General features: G+C 65.3%; 17 protein-coding genes. 8 read left to right on the forward strand and 9 right to left on the reverse strand.

What is annotated here, in order from left to right:
- Nucleotides 1-8 precede the first annotated feature (8 nt).
- Complete coding sequence (locus ACQY78_RS06580) at nt 9-1,061, reverse strand: serine hydrolase domain-containing protein (RefSeq protein WP_428683892.1); 1,053 nt, start codon at nt 1,059-1,061, stop codon at nt 9-11.
- A gap of 216 nt (nt 1,062-1,277) precedes the next feature.
- On the opposite strand from ACQY78_RS06580, the gene ACQY78_RS06585 reads away from it, so the two are divergent.
- From ACQY78_RS06585 to ACQY78_RS06610, 6 genes are all read left to right on the forward strand, one after another.
- Nucleotides 1,278-1,790: a hypothetical protein gene (locus ACQY78_RS06585; protein ID WP_428683894.1), complete on the forward strand. Its 513-nt coding sequence runs from the start codon at nt 1,278-1,280 to the stop codon at nt 1,788-1,790.
- A 267-nt stretch (nt 1,791-2,057) separates the two neighbouring features.
- Nucleotides 2,058-2,372, forward strand: a complete 315-nt coding sequence (locus ACQY78_RS06590; RefSeq protein WP_428683896.1) for a hypothetical protein — start codon at nt 2,058-2,060, stop codon at nt 2,370-2,372.
- The gene (grrM, locus tag ACQY78_RS06595; protein ID WP_428683898.1) at nt 2,372-3,562 is read left to right on the forward strand and encodes a cyclophane-forming radical SAM/SPASM peptide maturase GrrM/OscB; all 1,191 of its coding nucleotides are present in this window, start codon (nt 2,372-2,374) and stop codon (nt 3,560-3,562) included. The genes ACQY78_RS06590 and grrM overlap by 1 nt, the downstream gene beginning before the upstream one ends.
- Before the next feature lie 14 nt (nt 3,563-3,576).
- Entirely contained in the window at nt 3,577-4,302 is a 726-nt protein-coding gene (locus tag ACQY78_RS06600; RefSeq protein WP_428683900.1) for a hypothetical protein, read from the forward strand.
- A gap of 97 nt (nt 4,303-4,399) precedes the next feature.
- Complete coding sequence (gene grrA / locus ACQY78_RS06605) at nt 4,400-4,762, forward strand: GrrA/OscA1 family cyclophane-containing rSAM-modified RiPP (protein ID WP_428683902.1); 363 nt, start codon at nt 4,400-4,402, stop codon at nt 4,760-4,762.
- An 84-nt stretch (nt 4,763-4,846) separates the two neighbouring features.
- Nucleotides 4,847-5,572: a hypothetical protein gene (locus tag ACQY78_RS06610; protein WP_428683900.1), complete on the forward strand. Its 726-nt coding sequence runs from the start codon at nt 4,847-4,849 to the stop codon at nt 5,570-5,572.
- A gap of 160 nt (nt 5,573-5,732) precedes the next feature.
- Here ACQY78_RS06610 and ACQY78_RS06615 read toward each other — a convergent pair whose 3' ends face one another.
- From ACQY78_RS06615 to ACQY78_RS06625, 3 genes are all read right to left on the reverse strand, one after another.
- Complete coding sequence (locus ACQY78_RS06615) at nt 5,733-5,891, reverse strand: hypothetical protein (protein WP_428683904.1); 159 nt, start codon at nt 5,889-5,891, stop codon at nt 5,733-5,735.
- A gap of 677 nt (nt 5,892-6,568) precedes the next feature.
- Nucleotides 6,569-8,005, reverse strand: coding sequence for a M23 family metallopeptidase (locus ACQY78_RS06620; RefSeq protein ID WP_428683906.1), 1,437 nt, complete (start codon nt 8,003-8,005; stop codon nt 6,569-6,571).
- Nucleotides 8,006-8,066: 61 nt separating this feature from the next.
- The gene (locus ACQY78_RS06625; RefSeq protein WP_428683908.1) at nt 8,067-8,585 is read right to left on the reverse strand and encodes a tetratricopeptide repeat protein; all 519 of its coding nucleotides are present in this window, start codon (nt 8,583-8,585) and stop codon (nt 8,067-8,069) included.
- 141 nt (nt 8,586-8,726) lie between these two features.
- Here ACQY78_RS06625 and ACQY78_RS06630 point away from each other — a divergent pair, with 141 nt between their 5' ends.
- Nucleotides 8,727-8,969 (forward strand): aa3-type cytochrome c oxidase subunit IV, encoded by a 243-nt coding sequence (locus ACQY78_RS06630; protein WP_428683910.1) that lies wholly within the window; start codon nt 8,727-8,729, stop codon nt 8,967-8,969.
- On the opposite strand, the gene ACQY78_RS06635 is transcribed toward ACQY78_RS06630, so the two are convergent.
- Nucleotides 8,966-9,877, reverse strand: a complete 912-nt coding sequence (locus tag ACQY78_RS06635; protein WP_428683912.1) for a YihY/virulence factor BrkB family protein — start codon at nt 9,875-9,877, stop codon at nt 8,966-8,968. The two genes, ACQY78_RS06630 and ACQY78_RS06635, sit on opposite strands and share 4 nt — an antisense overlap.
- 97 nt (nt 9,878-9,974) lie before the next feature.
- Between ACQY78_RS06635 and ACQY78_RS06640 the strand changes: the two genes are divergently transcribed.
- A complete protein-coding gene (locus tag ACQY78_RS06640) occupies nt 9,975-10,949 on the forward strand; it encodes an ABC transporter substrate-binding protein (RefSeq protein ID WP_428683914.1) in 975 nt (324 codons plus the stop codon).
- A gap of 22 nt (nt 10,950-10,971) precedes the next feature.
- Here ACQY78_RS06640 and ACQY78_RS06645 read toward each other — a convergent pair whose 3' ends face one another.
- The 4 genes from ACQY78_RS06645 to ACQY78_RS06660 form a co-directional block, all read right to left on the reverse strand.
- A complete protein-coding gene (locus ACQY78_RS06645) occupies nt 10,972-11,424 on the reverse strand; it encodes an SH3 domain-containing protein (protein ID WP_428683916.1) in 453 nt (150 codons plus the stop codon).
- A gap of 144 nt (nt 11,425-11,568) precedes the next feature.
- Nucleotides 11,569-13,248, reverse strand: coding sequence for an ABC transporter permease (locus ACQY78_RS06650; protein WP_428683918.1), 1,680 nt, complete (start codon nt 13,246-13,248; stop codon nt 11,569-11,571).
- Nucleotides 13,245-14,297: an ABC transporter substrate-binding protein gene (locus ACQY78_RS06655; protein ID WP_428683920.1), complete on the reverse strand. Its 1,053-nt coding sequence runs from the start codon at nt 14,295-14,297 to the stop codon at nt 13,245-13,247. Before ACQY78_RS06655 ends, ACQY78_RS06650 begins: the two co-directional genes overlap by 4 nt.
- A gap of 3 nt (nt 14,298-14,300) precedes the next feature.
- On the reverse strand, nt 14,301-15,362 hold the full coding sequence (locus tag ACQY78_RS06660; RefSeq protein WP_428683922.1) for an ABC transporter substrate-binding protein: 1,062 nt from the start codon (nt 15,360-15,362) through the stop codon (nt 14,301-14,303).
- Nucleotides 15,363-15,364 lie beyond the last annotated feature (2 nt).

Genomic DNA, 15,364 nt, shown 5'->3' on the forward strand with positions numbered 1-15,364 from the left:
CGCCGGCCCTACCGCACACTCGCCAGCACGGCCTCCCGCAGCACGCGCAGCGGCGCTACCCGTTGGTCCGGTGTATCGTAGTTCCCGGCCGTCACCGCCACGATCATGTCCAGGCCGGGGAACACCCATAGACGCTGGCCGCCATTGCCATAGGCGCCCTGATAGCGTTCGAGCCGGTTGCGATTCCAGCGCGGCCCGGACGGGACCGCAAACGTCATGTCGCCCATGTACCACTGGTAGCCATAGCGGCGAACCTCGTCGCAGCTCACGTAGAGTGTCGTGGCGCGCGCGATCCATTCCTTGGGGACGATCCGCCTTCCGCCCAACTCTCCACCCCGCAGGACCAGTTGCCCGATCCGCGCGAGATCGCGCGGCCGCAGGCGCAGACCGGACGCCGCGAACTCGTCGCCCCGTGCGTCGGTCAGCCATTCGCTGGCTCCCATGCCCAATGGATCGAACAGCGCCTCACTGGCGAAGTCGTGCAGGCTCTTGCCGGTCCCCTGTGAGATCATCCGTCCCAGGAGCGCCGTGGCGCCGCCACTATAGATCCATCGCGTACCGGGCTCGACGACGACGGGCCGGCCGAGCACGTAGCGATATCGGTCGGACGCACGGTCCATCTCGATCTCGCTGTTGGTCGGGTCAGTGTAGGGAACGGAGAGTTCATCCCAGTCGGTGCCCATGGTCATGGTGAGGGCGTTGTGGACCGTCCATCTCGCGCGGGCCGGATCCGCGGCGAGGTCGCGATAGGCGGGAAACGCCGCGAGCAAGGGCGCCTCCGGTGGCGGCACCCTGCCGCGCTCCAGAGCGATGCCATACAGAAGACCGACGATACTCTTCGAGACGGAGCGCAGGTCGTGCAGCGTGTCCGGACCGAAAGCGACAGCGCCGAGCGACCGGCCGCGCGACCAGTCGGTTCCATCAAAGTACCGCTCCAGCACCAGGTTGCCGCCCCGCACGACCAGAACGCCGTGGACGTTCCAGATACGCTCGTCGGCTACGAGAGCGTCGAGCTTGGATGAGAGGTCCGGTGCCAAGCCCGCCGAGTCCGGGGATTGCATCTGCCAGGCTGCGGGTTGGGCAGACGAGTTCGATGGCGCCATGAGCATCGCTCCCAGGAAGGCGAGGAAAGGTCGACGATCGAGAGAATCCGGTTTCACGCGCCCGACGCTATCACACCTCCCTCGATTGATTCGGTGCCCGAAACGGACCTGGAACGGGATCGGCAACCTTCTGTAGCCACTTCGTTGACTAGGGACCGACCAGGGAGAAGGTCCATGCGCCATCAAGTTCTGCCGGCGACTTCCGCTGACGTCGCGTACGTTGCGTCTCTTCTCGAGGATGAGCCGGGCGCGGCGGATTGGCCTGAAAAGGAACCCGGTCGCCGGCTTATCGAGGCATGCGCTTTCAGTGCCCAGATCTGGGCGGCGCGACGCCTGAGCGACGGCGCGACCAGTGCCCTGTGGGGCGTAACCCCACGGCTCGACAATCCCGAGATCGGCTATCTATGGATGATGACCCTCGCTGTATTCGAGGGCGAATCGCGTGAGTTTTCAATGCTGTGCCGTCTCGTCTTTGGCGAGATGCTCGATCAGTTCCCTCGCCTGGAGCAGCATATCGACGCGCAGGAGGATCGGACGCTCGACCTCTTGCGGGGGTTGGGATTTCATATCGGCGAGCCGCAGCGGCAACTTGGATCGGCGACGACATTTCGCCACGTGTGGCTCGAATCAAGGTCGTTCGACTCTTTCTCCAACGTTCCAGGAGGCACGACCACACTGGCCCATTGAGCCGAACTGAAAATGAGTCGAACTGAAAAAGAGAAAGCCCCGCCGCCATCTCAGGCGCGGGGCCACTGTCCGCCGAACGGTCACCATTACATCCATGGCTCACCCCGGCGGTGTCCGCGACCAATCTGATCGCTTGAACGAACTGCATATGGGATGTCCGCTATCGAATTCAAGAGAGCACACGTGCTGAAGTTCGTTTCGTCTTCGTTTTTTGGTTTGCGAACGGATCGAAGGTCTGCCTAACGTAGGCCGGCTCGGGGAGATCACATGACGCAAAACCTTGGTTCGTTGCTCACTCTGGCTCGCCTCCTTCCGGCCGGTGTGCTTGGACTTTCGGTCGGCCTCGCAGCCGCCGATGCCGCAGCCTCCAGCGCTGCCGAACCAGAGAGCAAGAAGGATTCGGTTGCGGAACGACTCGAATCGCTTCGTTCCGATGTATCGAGCGCTCTCGAACGGCATCGCAAGGAGGGCGGGCCCTTCGTGCTCGTCGATCCCGAGCAGAGGCTCGCCTGGTGGGGCAACGGCGGCTGGCGCAACGGGGGTTGGCGCAATGGCGGCTGGGGCAACTGGCACAACTGGTGATGATGACTACCTCCCCTGAAATCGGGATGGTGGTCGTGCAGCCGACGGCCTTCTGCAACATCGCCTGCACCTACTGCTATCTGCCCGACCGCTCGAACAAGCACGTCATCGCCCAGTCGACCGTGACGCGGCTGTTCGAGCAGATCTTCGCGTCCGGCTGGTCCTGTCCCGAGATCACCGTGATCTGGCATGCGGGCGAGCCGCTTGCTGTCCCGGTCTCGTTCTATCGCGAGGCCTTCGCGACGATCGAGCGGATGCGGCCGGCATCGGTCCACGTGAAGCACTCGTTCCAGACCAACGGCACGTTGATCGATGCCGCCTGGTGCGATCTGTTCAAGGACTGGAAGGTGGGGGTCGGCGTGAGCCTCGATGGGCCGCGCGAACTGCACGATCTTCACCGCAAGAGCCGCAGCGGAAAGGGCACGTTCGACAAGACCATCGCCGGCATCCGCTGCCTGCGCGACAACGGCGTGGACTTCCACGTGATCTCGGTCCTGTCGCACACCAGCCTCGATCAGCCGGAAGGGCTGCTCGACTTCTACCTGTCCGAAGACATCGACCAGATTTGTTTCAACGTGGAGGAGTCCGAAGGCGATCACGTCTCGAGCCTTTTCCACGGGCCCGAACTGCGCAGACGCTATGCCGCGTTTCTGCGCCGTTTCTGGCACCTCGCCCGCCAGAGCGGCCGTGTGCGCTTCGTGCGAGAGATCGACCTCGCCCTGCCGCGCATGTTTCGCCCCGAAGGCGTCCCGGCACGCAATATCCAGGTCGAACCGCTGGCGATGCTGAACGTCGACAGCCACGGAAACGTCTCGAGTTTCTCGCCCGAGCTTCTCGGCCTGAAAAACCCCGACTATCGCGACTTTCTCCTGGGCAACATCAACTTCCAGTCGCTGCAGGAAATCCACGCCACCTGCCTCGCGTCGCCGCTCTACCGCGACATCACCGCCGGTGTGCAGGCCTGCAGCAGGTCCTGCGATTACTTCTCCGTGTGCGGCGGCGGCGCCCCGGTCAACAAACTGTTCGAGAATGGCAGCTTCTCCGGGACAGAGACGTCGTACTGCACGCTGACGCAGATGGTCCCCACCGACGTGATTCTCGAAGCCTACGACAGGCTGAGCGAGACGGCGGTCGCTCCGCAGACCGCCCTTTCCCTTTCGCCTGTTTCGAGCGGCGACGCTGCCGCTTAGCTGCCAAGGATGCCATGACCCGCAAGAAGCTTTTCACCCTCGCCTCCCTGGTCGCCGCCGGCGCGATGCTGGGCGGTCTCGCCGCCAGCGCGCAGCAACAGCCCCCGCAGGCAGCCCCTTCGACGCCGAAGGATGCCGGGCCGCCGCCGGGCGGCGGCGCACCGTCGCCCGAAGGCAATCGCCCCTTCCCCGTCATGTTCGTGACCAGCGTCGAGCTGATCCGCTCCGAAAAGACCGGCGGCATGGACATCGTCCGCGCCCGCGGCCTCGTCACTTCAAACGCCTGGGGCGAGCCACATCTCCTGCCGATCACCCGCGGCGAAGGCATCGACGGCATGCTCGACCTCATCTTCCAGGCCAGCGCGCCGTCGGACATGGCACCGCTCGGCCCGTTCATGCAGGTCGAGGCGATCCTGCCGATCGCCCATGGCCATCCTTACAAGGGCATCCGCGTCCGCTCGGGCTACAATGCCGTGTCCCTCAAGACCCTGCCGGGTTTCGCCGAGGTCGCGCCGCCCAAGGAAGACTGCGCCAAGTGCCTGGGCAAGTATTTCCAGGCCAAGGGCGCCGCCGCCCCGGCCGGCCAGGCCGCCGGCAATGTCGTGAAGGAAGAAGACCTTCCCTATCCGCTCCGCATCATCCGTCCCGCAGACGGCATCCCGAGCTACGAGTACGAGCCCAACCGCCTCACCCTCGTCCTCTCCGAAGCCGGCCAGATCGTCGACGCCGCCTGGGACTGAGGGGGACTTAAAGTCTTTGATACAAGCGTTCATCTAAGTTTCGATTGCCAATTTGCAGGGGTTTGCGCAGGCTGCGGCCCGACTGAGGGAGAACGACATGTCACAGGATCGACGTACACTTCGCACGCTGGCGCAGCTCCTGCCGTCCGGCGCGCTCGGCCTTTCGGTGAGCCTCGCAGCGGCCGATGCATCGGCCACCGCCGTTGCAGCTCCCGAGGATTCCAACAAGGCGTCGGTCGCAGACCGCCTGCAGTCGATCCGGACCGATGTCTCCGGCGCGATCGAGCAGTACCGCAAGGACGGCGAACCCTTCGTCGCCATCGATCGCGAGCAGACGCTTGCGTGGTGGGGCAACGGCTGGCACCGCGGCTGGGGCTGGCGCAACGGCGGCTGGGGCAACGGCTGGCACAATGGCGGCTGGGGCAATGGCGGCTGGGGGAACGGCTGGCACAACTGGTAGGCCGCCGTTCGGAGCAAGCGATCTGATCGTCGTCCACCCGCCTATCCCGAGCGGCGAAAGCGCCGCACAGCCTTCGAGGATGCCATGACCCGCAAGAAGCTTTTCACCCTCGCCTCCCTGGTCGCCGCCGGCGCGATGCTGGGCGGTCTCGCCGCCAGCGCGCAGCAACAGCCCCCGCAGGCAGCCCCTTCGACGCCGAAGGATGCCGGGCCGCCGCCGGGCGGCGGCGCACCGTCGCCCGAAGGCAATCGCCCCTTCCCCGTCATGTTCGTGACCAGCGTCGAGCTGATCCGCTCCGAAAAGACCGGCGGCATGGACATCGTCCGCGCCCGCGGCCTCGTCACTTCAAACGCCTGGGGCGAGCCACATCTCCTGCCGATCACCCGCGGCGAAGGCATCGACGGCATGCTCGACCTCATCTTCCAGGCCAGCGCGCCGTCGGACATGGCACCGCTCGGCCCGTTCATGCAGGTCGAGGCGATCCTGCCGATCGCCCATGGCCATCCTTACAAGGGCATCCGCGTCCGCTCGGGCTACAATGCCGTGTCCCTCAAGACCCTGCCGGGTTTCGCCGAGGTCGCGCCGCCCAAGGAAGACTGCGCCAAGTGCCTGGGCAAGTATTTCCAGGCCAAGGGCGCCGCCGCCCCGGCCGGCCAGGCCGCCGGCAATGTCGTGAAGGAAGAAGACCTTCCCTATCCGCTCCGCATCATCCGTCCCGCAGACGGCATCCCGAGCTACGAGTACGAGCCCAACCGCCTCACCCTCGTCCTCTCCGAAGCCGGCCAGATCGTCGACGCCGCCTGGGACTGAGACCCACACCGAAGGATTGCGGTAGAGCGTAGGCCCGGTGGCACGCATGCCGCAATCCGATGCTCCGACTTCCTGCGAAGGGAACCTTGCGCCAGGATGAGAGCCACGCCCTCACGGATGGCTCCGTATGACGTGGTAGATGGTCTTCTTGTTTCCCGCTCTATAGCGGCGCCAGCGCCTGGCGCAGCGGGTCGCTCGGCACCTGCATCAACCCGTCGAATGGCTGGCCGAGCTCGAGGATGAGATAGATCGCGCTGGCGGCCGACAGCGCGCAAAAGAACAGTATGCTGAGCATCGTGGCATTGGCATCCGCCGACATGGCGAAGGTGCCGAAGATGTAAGCAGAGCCACAGGACCAACACGAAGACGAATGGATTGGAGAGCGAGTCGGACGGGTGCGCGTAAAGCGCGAGCTGGATTTGCGCCACCGTATCGCTCACCGCCGATGCCCGCGCCTGCAACGAACTCCGGAGCGGGTCTTGAGGCGCGAGTTGGCGCAGTTTGGCGATGACCTGGGATTCCGTTGTCGACGCCTGCGCCGGGGTGGGAAACGCGGCACCTTCGTCGCGCCAGATGGAATTCACGATGGCAACAACGTCCTGACGGAGGGCGCTCCGCAGCGCCATTCCTTCGGTGCCGTAATCCTTGAGGAGCCGGTCGAGTTCTATGAGATTGGCCGTCAGCTGGCCGACCTGGCTGTGGGTGGTCTCGTAGGAGGCGCGCGTGGAGGCGAAGAGCAAGGCCGTCACCAGCGCCGCCATGGTGGCCACCAGCGCAGTCGCCATCTTGATAACATCCATGGAGTCGCCGGTCAGGTGCTTTTCCGGCAGCTTTCGGCGCAGGAAGACACCTGTGGCGGTGCTGATCAGGATCAGGCCGAGGGCAAGGAGACCAGTTTGGACGGCGCTCAACTCTTCACCTCGTACGGGCACGACGCACCCGCTGCGATCCGCATGACGATCCTAGCGTTAACGCCTTACCAGATCGTTACGCCATTCAGTCGCCAACCGGGGCAGCAGCCGGACTCTGCTCGAGCTCTCGCTCGGTGCGGCTGGCGGCCACCTGCTTGCGGAACCGGTCGAGATCTGAGCCGCGCAGCTGAGCGCGCTTCAGCTCGGGATGGGTGATCGGATTGACCGGCTTGCCATCGACCTGAAGCTCGAAGTGGAGGTGGGCGCCGGTCGAACGGCCGGTGCTGCCGACGTAGCCGATCACGTCGCCGCGCGACACCGTCATGCCCGGCTGCAGGCCGCTCGCGAAGGCGGAGAGATGGCCGTAGACCGACGCCAGCTTGCCGCCATGTTCGAGGCGAACCCAGTTGCCGTAGCGCCCGTTCGGCGCGGCACCCACAACGAGACCGTCGGCCGCTGCCACCACGGGAGTGCCCGTGGGCGCCACCAGATCGACGCCCTCATGCATGAACAGGGAGCGTGACGAGGGCCGCGCCGACAAGGCATAGGCCGGCGGCGCGCGGAAACCGCCATAGGAAGACCCTCCATAGGAGGAACCTCCATACGAGGAGAGGCCGGAGGATGATGCACCGCCGACGCCGGCGCGCGGCATGTCGGTGGCGCCGCCGGTGGGCAGCCCGGGCGGCAGGGGCTTCGCGAGCTTCGGGCCACCGGCGCCCTGCGGCTTGCCCCCGTAAGGCGGCGGCGGCTGGTCGAACGGATCGGCGCGCAACCCGAAGCCCGATGAGATCGATATGGTATCGAGCGGAAGACGGAACGACGGCGGCGTCGCCGCCTGCCCGCTTGCCATCCAGAAGCGTTCGGTATTGTCGCGCGTGCGGAAACGATGGATCGCCATCACGCCCTTCGGCGTGCGCAGTTCCATCCAAAGAACCCGGCCGACATCGAGGGGCGCGCCCGCCTGGGTGAAGGTCTGCTCGTAGCGCACATAGAACCTGTCGCCGTCGCGCATCTCCTTCTTCAGGTCGACCGACGTCTCGAACGCCTGCAGGGCCTCGAGCATGGCCGGCGCCGGCACGCCCGCCGCCGCCGCGGAGGCTTCGAGCGATCCGCCGGCGATAACCCCTGAGATGCCGACGCGGCGCTGGAACGGGAGATAGGCCGCCACACGGGCATCGTCTCCGCCATCGCCCAGCAACCGTTCGGCCTCGGTGCGGCCATAGGCCAGAACCAGTTCGGGAACGGGGCCCGTGCTGACGGGCGGCGGCACCGGGTCCGCCAGGGGAATGATCGGCTGGACCTGTTCCAGCGCGAGCTCAATGGAAAGAACGCGGGCGAGCAGGTCGTTTACTGACGCAAGCTTCAGGAAGGACAGATGTTCGCGAAGGCCGGCGTCCGCAGCGGGCTGGTCATGGACGGGCTCCGTGCCGATCACTCGCGGCAGATCGCGCGCGATGCTCTGGGACATCCCGCCGAATAGCAATGAGACGGCAAAAGCCGCAGCGACCGAGGGTCGGATCATCCAGTCCTTCTATAGGGCCGACGCCGGGGCATCGCTCGTGACCGCCGCGTGGTCGGAGACCTTACCTCACTTGCGGGACCGGTTTCCATGCCCGGACTCGCCTTTCCGCTTCGGTAATTTGCGCAGGGGTCATGCGCGCAGACAGGGTGGCGAGGTCCTTTTGGGCCTGATCGAGGCGATCCTGGTTCTTGGCCGTGTAACGGTCGGTCGAAAGCTTGATCCATTTGTAGGCCTCGACGTCGTCGCGCGGCGGGATGCCCTCGCCGAAGCCCAACATGAAGCCGATATTGTTCTGAGCCCGTGCATAACCCTGCTTGGCAGCGGCAAGATAGAGCTTGGCGGCTTCATTGAGGTTGCGCTGGACGCCCTCGCCGCTCCAGTACATGGCGCCGAGCAGCGTCTGCGCCTCGGCATCCCCCTTCGCGGCCCAGACCTTCCAGATGCGCACGGCGGTCGCCATGTCCTTGCGCTCGTAGGCGCCGGCCGCCTGACGCATCTGTTCTTCGAAGGATTGCGCCATCGACGGTGCCGAGAGCGACGAGACGAGGAGGAGCAGAAGCGCAGGCAGGAGCGTTTTCATGCCGACATGATATGCCGACGCCCCTCCTCTTCGACAAGTCCGCCATCGGACACTCTCGCGTAATGGCAACGGTCGCATTTGGGCAACGCGCGGGAGCCGGCGGCGTTGGCCGTCGAGTTCCAACTCGGATGGAGACTCGTGATGGCCACCACCGTTCGCAATCTGGATATCGTCGCGCCAGGCACCCCGCCCTCGGAAGAATTGCGTGCCCATGAGCAGACTTACGAAGGCTTCAGCAAGCTGATCCTGTTCGCCGTGCTCCACATCATTCTGGTGCTGGCCTGCATGGCTCTGGGCTTCGTGGGCCACTTGCCTTTCCTTGCCGTCATCCTGGGACTGGGCGGGACGCTGGCGCTGCTCGTGGGATTCGCGATCTCGGGCTAACCGGTCCTTGCTCTTCCGGCGGCCTCCGATGCAGCCGCAGGGCACCGTCCGCCATAGACATGCGTCCAGGCCCGGGTGAATTCGGCACCCAGCAGAAATATCTGCGCGGAGTAGAAGATCCAGAGCAGCAGGACGATCAACGCGCCGGCCGCCCCGAAGCTCGAGGCGACGTCCGACTGGCCGATGTAGAGGGCGATCAGATACTTCCCGCCCTCGAACAGCGCGGTTACGGCGAGGGCACCGACTGCGACGTCTCGCCAGCGGATCGCCGTGTCCGGCAGGACCTTGTACATGATCGCGAACAGGCTTGAGATGAGGACGACCGAAATCGCCAGATCGGCTGCCTGCACTGCCATCACGGCGGCTGGGAAGGTATATTTGAGATACGTCCCCAGCGCTGTCAGCGCCGCACTTAGCGCCAGCGACACCATCAGGACGAAGCCCAGCGTGATCACCAGGCCGAAGCTGGCGAGCCGGGCGCGCATCAGCCGAGACATGGTCGAGCGTCTGGGCTTCGCCTTCCAGATCGCATTGAGGGCCGACTGGACTTCGCCGAACACGCCGCTGGCAGCGAGCAGAATGGTGAAGAGGCCGATCACGGTCGCGATGAGGCCCGTCATGCGATCGCTGGCGCTGCGGATCATGGCCTGCATCGCTTCCGCGGTTTCTCGGCCCATCAGCCCGCTCAACTGCTCGACGACAGCTCCCTGCGCAGCCTCCTGTCCGAAGACCAGCCCGGCAACCGCAATGACGAGCAGCAGTACGGGCGCCAGGGAAAACAGCGTAAAGTAGGCTATGGCCGCCCCCCGGCTGAAGGCATCGTCGTCGACGAACCCTTCGACGGTTTCGGTGAGCAGCCGCCGGATGCGACCGGAGGCGGACAGAGATTCCAGGGGGCGCTTTTCCACGGACGGAAAACGCGGCTGGACGAAATTCGCTCCCTCAATGGGACATGGTTATGACATGTTCGCCGCTCTTTGCCCGACGCCGATCCAGGATATCGACATGACCAGTACCAGCCGTCGTTTGGTTCTCGCTGCCGCCGCCCTGACTCTGATGCCGTCGCTGCCTTCTCTCGCGCAGACCGCTCCCGACGTCCCCCAGAAAGTCGAAATCCTGCTCGACTGGAAGGCCCTGCCGACCTACGCGGGATTTTTCCTCGCACGCGAGATGGGGGCTTTCGAACGGCGTGGCCTCGAAGTGTCCTTCGCCGAAACGCAGGGCGCGATCTCCTCGGCGGAAATGATCGGCTCCGGCAAGCAATACTGGATCGGTTCGTCGAGCGGCATTGCCACCGCTATCGCCTGCTCCAAAGGGCAGCCGATCAAGAGCCTTGCCGTCTACTACGCCAAGACACCGACCGTGATCTACACGCGCGGCGAGGACCGCATCGCCCATCCGCGCGACCTCTACGGCAAGACACTGGGTCTGGTCCCGGGCAGCATCACCAACGAGGAATTTCGAGCTCTGGTCGCCGCCAACAAGCTCGACCGCAGCAGGATCCAGGAGAAGACGGTCAACTGGAATGCCTACGACCTGGTCGAAAAGAAGGTCGATGCCCTGATCGACTATGACGAGATGGCGCCTTCGGAGCTGATCGCCGAGGGACGCCATATCATGATGATACGGTTGGCCGATTTTGGCGTGAGAGCCTACAGCTTGAACCTCATCGTCAACGATGCCGCCTGGGCCGACCCGGCCAGACGCGAGATCGCGCGAAAGGTCGAGGAGGCCGTCCAGGAAGGCTACAACATGGTGCGGGAACGTCCCGGCGATGCCGCCCTGTACTTCTCCCGCATCTTCCCGCGCATGGCGCCCCGCTACGTCGACCGCAGCATCGCCACGGTGTCGCAGCAACTCGGCGGCCCGCCCACGGGACAGCAGACCCGCGCGGGCTGGGAAGCGACGATCAAGACGCTCGAGCAGCTCGGCCTGCTCGCCCGGCCGATTACGGTCGACGAGGTGGCCATCTTCAACTGAGTCCCTCGCACGAGGACGGCTGTTACCAGCCCCAGAGCAGGTGCCGCGATACCCAGCCCCGAATGCTGCCGTCACGCTGAACCTTGACCCAGCCCGTCCGCCGCTCGAGGGTCTTCAGGGTGTCGCCGTAGGAGACCTTGCCAACGATCCGGCTGGTCGTCGTCGGCTGGCTGCGCATGTTGGCGCTCTTGACCTTCACGATGTGATACGCGGTGCTGCTGGTCAGCGTCCGCAGAATCCAGCCCTTGTCGCTTTCGAAATCCTGGACCTGCAGCCAGTCGCCGCGTCGACCGACGATCTTCAGGGGGAAGCCCTTTCCCAGCACCCAGTCCGCTGAATAGCGCGTCCCGGGGCCGGAGCGCAGGTTCACGTCGTCGCGCGACACGCTGACCATTTGCTGCGCAACGGCCTGCGGCATATCCAGCGCAAAGATACCGGCGACGAGGACCATCAGGAAATAGCGAGCGAAGAGCATTCGTGGGCTTTCCTTCCCGGAGATGTTCAGGGGAACACCCACCCCGGTTCAGGACCTGTGGGACGGGTGCGCGTCGATCCCGCCATTGTCGCCCGATTACGCCGACACGTCACCCGCTTGACAGGCGACGTCAGACAGGCCGCGTCAGACAGGCCGTGTCTGCGGCCGTGCATGCAGGCGATTGGCCGCGGCGATCACGATGGTGGTGATCGCGACCATCGTCAGGCTGAGCACCGCGATGGCGCCCACGTCGCCGCTTTCCTTCAGGTCGAAGATCAGCACCGACAGGACCTTCGTCTCCGACGTGAACAGGATCACCGCCCCGGAGAGCTCGCGGATCGTCGCGACGAAGATGAAGCACCAGGTGGCGATCACGGCCGAGCGCAGCAGCGGCGCGGTGATGTCTGCCAGCGTGCGCAGGCGCGTGGCGCCCAGCATGCGGCCCGCCTCCTCCAGCTCGGGGTGCACCGCATGGAAGGCCGAGCCCAGCTGTTGGTAGGCCGCCGGCAGCTCGATCGTCACGAAGGCGATCAGCAGGATCCACAGCGTGCCGTAGAGGGCGAGCGGCGGGCGCGTATAGGCGAGGAACAGGCCGACGCCCAGCACGATGCCCGGGATGGCCAGCGGCGCGGTGGCGAGGAAACCCAGCACGCGATACCCGCGCACCGCCTTACGCGCCACGATGTAGGCGATCATCAGCGCCAGCAGTGCGCCCAGGGTGGCCGAGGCGGTCGCCAGCAGGAAGGTGTTCTTCAGTGCGGGCATCGTCGAGCTCAGCTCGAGGAAGGTGAACTTCACGTTGTGCAGCGTGATCGTCTCCGGCCCGACGATGCGCGAAGCGACCCTCGAGAAGGCCGAGTTGAACAGCGCCGCGTAGGGCAGGAAGAGCGGCATGGCGAGGACGAACAGCGCCACCGCCACGGCCGGCACGCGCAGCCACCCCAAGCGAATGGGCCGCGGCGCACCGTACTTGCCGCCCAGCACAGCATAGCCGCGCCGGCCGAGCGCCATCGCCTGGGCGCGCAGCAGCAGCACGGTCAGCACCAGCAACGGCACCGAAGCCGCCGCCGCGAGCTCGGGCTTGGGCGGGAACTGGAACAGGCTCCAGATGCGCGTGGTGAGCGTGTGGAAGCCGGCGGGAATGGCCAGGATCGCGGGCGAGCCGAACAGGTTCAGCGCCTGCAGGAAGGCAACCAGCGCGCCCGCCAGCAGGGTCGGCAGTGCCAGCGGCACGGTGATCAGGCGCGCGGTCTGCCAGGTCTTCGCCCCCAGCATCGACGACGCGTCTTCCAGTTCGCCGGGCATCCGATCGAGCGCATTGGCGACCAGGATGAAGACGTAGGGAAACGTGTAACAGGAGATCACGAAGATCAGCCCGCCCAGACTGTAGATGTCGAACAGCGCCTCGTCGGGCGGCATGCCGCTGAGCAGGCGCCACAATTGATTTAGCAGGCCCGAATTGGGCGCTGCCAGCATCTCCCAGGCGATGGCGCCGACGAAGGGCGGCGTCACCAGCGAGGCCATCACCAAGGTGCGGATCGTGCGGGCAAGCGGCATGTCGGTGCGCGCCACCAGCCAGCCCAGAGGTGCCGCAACCAGGCAGCAAATGGCGCTCACCGAGCCGGCGATGATCAGGGTCGTGATCAACGGGTCGACGAACGTGGGATCGGTGAACAGCGCCACGAAGTTGGCGAGCGTGACTCCGCCATCCTTGCCGGTCAGGCTTACGACGAGCAGCCAGCCGACCGGCAGCACGATCATCACCACCAGGAGGGCGGCGACCGCGACGAGGACCGGCCGCGAGAGATCGAAGCTGCGCGTCATACCTTGAAGTAACGCTGGTAGCGGGACTTGATCTCGTCCGCCTGCTTCTCGACCTCGGCCGGATCCTCGGGCAGCGTCTTGATCGACGCCAGCGCCGGCCGCCCGGCCTTGGCCTTCACCAGCTTGTTCGCAGGATACTGGCCACTCACGTTGACGATGAACTCCTGTCCTTCGGGCGACATGATCCAGCCGACGAGGAGACGCGCGGCATTGGGATTGGGCGAGGCCTTGAAGATCGCCATCGGGTTGGAGATCTGTGGCGTGCCCTCGACGGCGTGCACCACCTCGATCGGCGAGCCGCGCTCCTTCGCCATCCAGAAGAGATAATCGCTGCCGTCGACGGCGATGGCGCGCTCACCGGCCTCGATGCGCTTGGGTGGTTCGGTGGCCGACTGGACCTGCAGCACCTTCTGCTTGGAGAGCTTCTCGAAATACTCCCAGCCCAGCGCCTTCGCGAGCTGCTGGGTCGCCGTCATGATCGTGCCGGAATAGCCCGGATGGCCCTTCACCAGCTTGCCCGAGTATTTCGGATCAAGCAGATCGACGAAGCCCTTGGGCGCGTCCTCGGGCTTCACCAGCTTCGTATTGTAGGCGATGGTCGAGAGATGAGTGCGCTGGTTGACGAAGGCGGCGTCGGCATCGCGCTGGTCGGCCGGCAGGTTCTCCGCCATGTCGGGCGTCAGGAACGGCTCCAGCCAGCCCTGCCGTTTCCACACGATGAAGTGCGCCACATCGGAGCTGTTGGCCACGTCGACGCGACGGATGTTGCTGCCGACTTCCTGGCCGATGCGGTTGAACAGCCGCTCCGCACCGGTGCGCTCGACCGCGACCTTGATACCCGGATACTTGGCCTCGAAGGCCTTGGCCATCGGCTCGGCCACGGAAAGATCCATCGCCGTGTAGTAGGTGACCTTTCCTTCCTTCTTCGCGGCCTCCAGCAGCTCCGGTGTGATGGCCTGCGGTGGCGGCGCGGCGGACAGGATCCGCGCGCCGAGTGGTGCGAGGACGGTGGAAGCCGCGGCGGCGGCGACGAACTGACGACGGCGCATGGGCTACACCTTGAAGTATTTGACGTACTGGGCCTTGATCGCGTCGGCCTGGTCCGCAACGACGCTCGCCTCTTCCTTCAATGTCTTGATGTCGGAGAACTTCTTCATGTCGGCGCGGTCCACGGCCTGCGGATGCGCCGAGCGAAGCGCGCCGACGTCTATGTTGAGCTGTTGCGCCTCACGGGTCATCGACCAGGCCTGGAACAGGCGCGCCGCATTGGGATTGGGCGCATTGGCCATGACAGCGGACGGTCCGGTGATCAGCGGCGTGCCCTCGCTCGCATAGACCAGCTCGACCGGCTCGCCTCGCGTCTTCAGGTCCTCGACGACGTATTCGCTGCCATCGGCCATCACCGCGCGCTCGCCCTGGGCCAGCTTCTTGGGCGGCTCGGTCGCGGACTGGACCTGCATGACCTTCTGCTTGGAGAGCTTCTCGAACCACGACCAGCCGAGGTCACGGCTGAGCTGCTGCGTCGCCGTCATGATGGTGCCGCTGTAGCCCGGATGCGCCTTGACGATCTTGCCCATCCACTTCGGATCGAGCAGGTCGGCATAGGATTTCGGCGCATCCTCGGCCTTCACGAGCTTGGTGTTGTAGGCGATCGGCGAGAGTGTGATGCGCCACGCGGCGAACATGCCGTCGGGGTCCTTGTGCACGGCGGGAAAGAACTGCGCCACGTCCTCCGGAACGAACGGCGCGAGCATCTTGGCCCGCTTCCACACGATGAAGTGCGCGGCGTCGGTGCTGTTCACCACGTCGCAATTGTAGATCTTGTTCTGAAACTCCTGGCCGATGCGCTGGTAGTTGCGCTCCGCGCCCGAGCGCTCGACCTTCATGGTGATGCCGGGATACTTCGCCTCGAAGGCCTTGGCGACCTTCTCGCCCAGCGCCAGGTCGACCGACGTGTACCACGAGAACTTGCCTTCCTTCTTCGCCGCGTCGATCAGGGCCGGCGTAATTTTAGTGGGCTCCGGCGGTGCCGCCCGCACCGGGGTGATGAACGAACCCGCGGCCGCCGCCGTCGAGGCGGCAAGCACATGGCGTCGCGTCAGCTTCCTCGTCATGG

Origin of the sequence: Reyranella sp. (assembly GCF_965279625.1) — a bacterium.
Taxonomy (GTDB): domain Bacteria; phylum Pseudomonadota; class Alphaproteobacteria; order Reyranellales; family Reyranellaceae; genus Reyranella.

Coding starts and splice junctions, on each gene's coding strand:
- ACQY78_RS06580 (WP_428683892.1), bottom strand. CDS start 1,061: ATGCAATCCCCGGACTCGGCGGGCTTGGCACCGGACCTCTCATCCAAG.
- ACQY78_RS06585 (WP_428683894.1), top strand. CDS start 1,278: ATGCGCCATCAAGTTCTGCCGGCGACTTCCGCTGACGTCGCGTACGTT.
- ACQY78_RS06590 (WP_428683896.1), top strand. CDS start 2,058: ATGACGCAAAACCTTGGTTCGTTGCTCACTCTGGCTCGCCTCCTTCCG.
- grrM (WP_428683898.1), top strand. CDS start 2,372: ATGATGACTACCTCCCCTGAAATCGGGATGGTGGTCGTGCAGCCGACG.
- ACQY78_RS06600 (WP_428683900.1), top strand. CDS start 3,577: ATGACCCGCAAGAAGCTTTTCACCCTCGCCTCCCTGGTCGCCGCCGGC.
- grrA (WP_428683902.1), top strand. CDS start 4,400: ATGTCACAGGATCGACGTACACTTCGCACGCTGGCGCAGCTCCTGCCG.
- ACQY78_RS06610 (WP_428683900.1), top strand. CDS start 4,847: ATGACCCGCAAGAAGCTTTTCACCCTCGCCTCCCTGGTCGCCGCCGGC.
- ACQY78_RS06615 (WP_428683904.1), bottom strand. CDS start 5,891: ATGTCGGCGGATGCCAATGCCACGATGCTCAGCATACTGTTCTTTTGC.
- ACQY78_RS06620 (WP_428683906.1), bottom strand. CDS start 8,005: ATGATCCGACCCTCGGTCGCTGCGGCTTTTGCCGTCTCATTGCTATTC.
- ACQY78_RS06625 (WP_428683908.1), bottom strand. CDS start 8,585: ATGAAAACGCTCCTGCCTGCGCTTCTGCTCCTCCTCGTCTCGTCGCTC.
- ACQY78_RS06630 (WP_428683910.1), top strand. CDS start 8,727: ATGGCCACCACCGTTCGCAATCTGGATATCGTCGCGCCAGGCACCCCG.
- ACQY78_RS06640 (WP_428683914.1), top strand. CDS start 9,975: ATGACCAGTACCAGCCGTCGTTTGGTTCTCGCTGCCGCCGCCCTGACT.
- ACQY78_RS06645 (WP_428683916.1), bottom strand. CDS start 11,424: ATGCTCTTCGCTCGCTATTTCCTGATGGTCCTCGTCGCCGGTATCTTT.
- ACQY78_RS06650 (WP_428683918.1), bottom strand. CDS start 13,248: ATGACGCGCAGCTTCGATCTCTCGCGGCCGGTCCTCGTCGCGGTCGCC.
- ACQY78_RS06655 (WP_428683920.1), bottom strand. CDS start 14,297: ATGCGCCGTCGTCAGTTCGTCGCCGCCGCCGCGGCTTCCACCGTCCTC.
- ACQY78_RS06660 (WP_428683922.1), bottom strand. CDS start 15,362: ATGACGAGGAAGCTGACGCGACGCCATGTGCTTGCCGCCTCGACGGCG.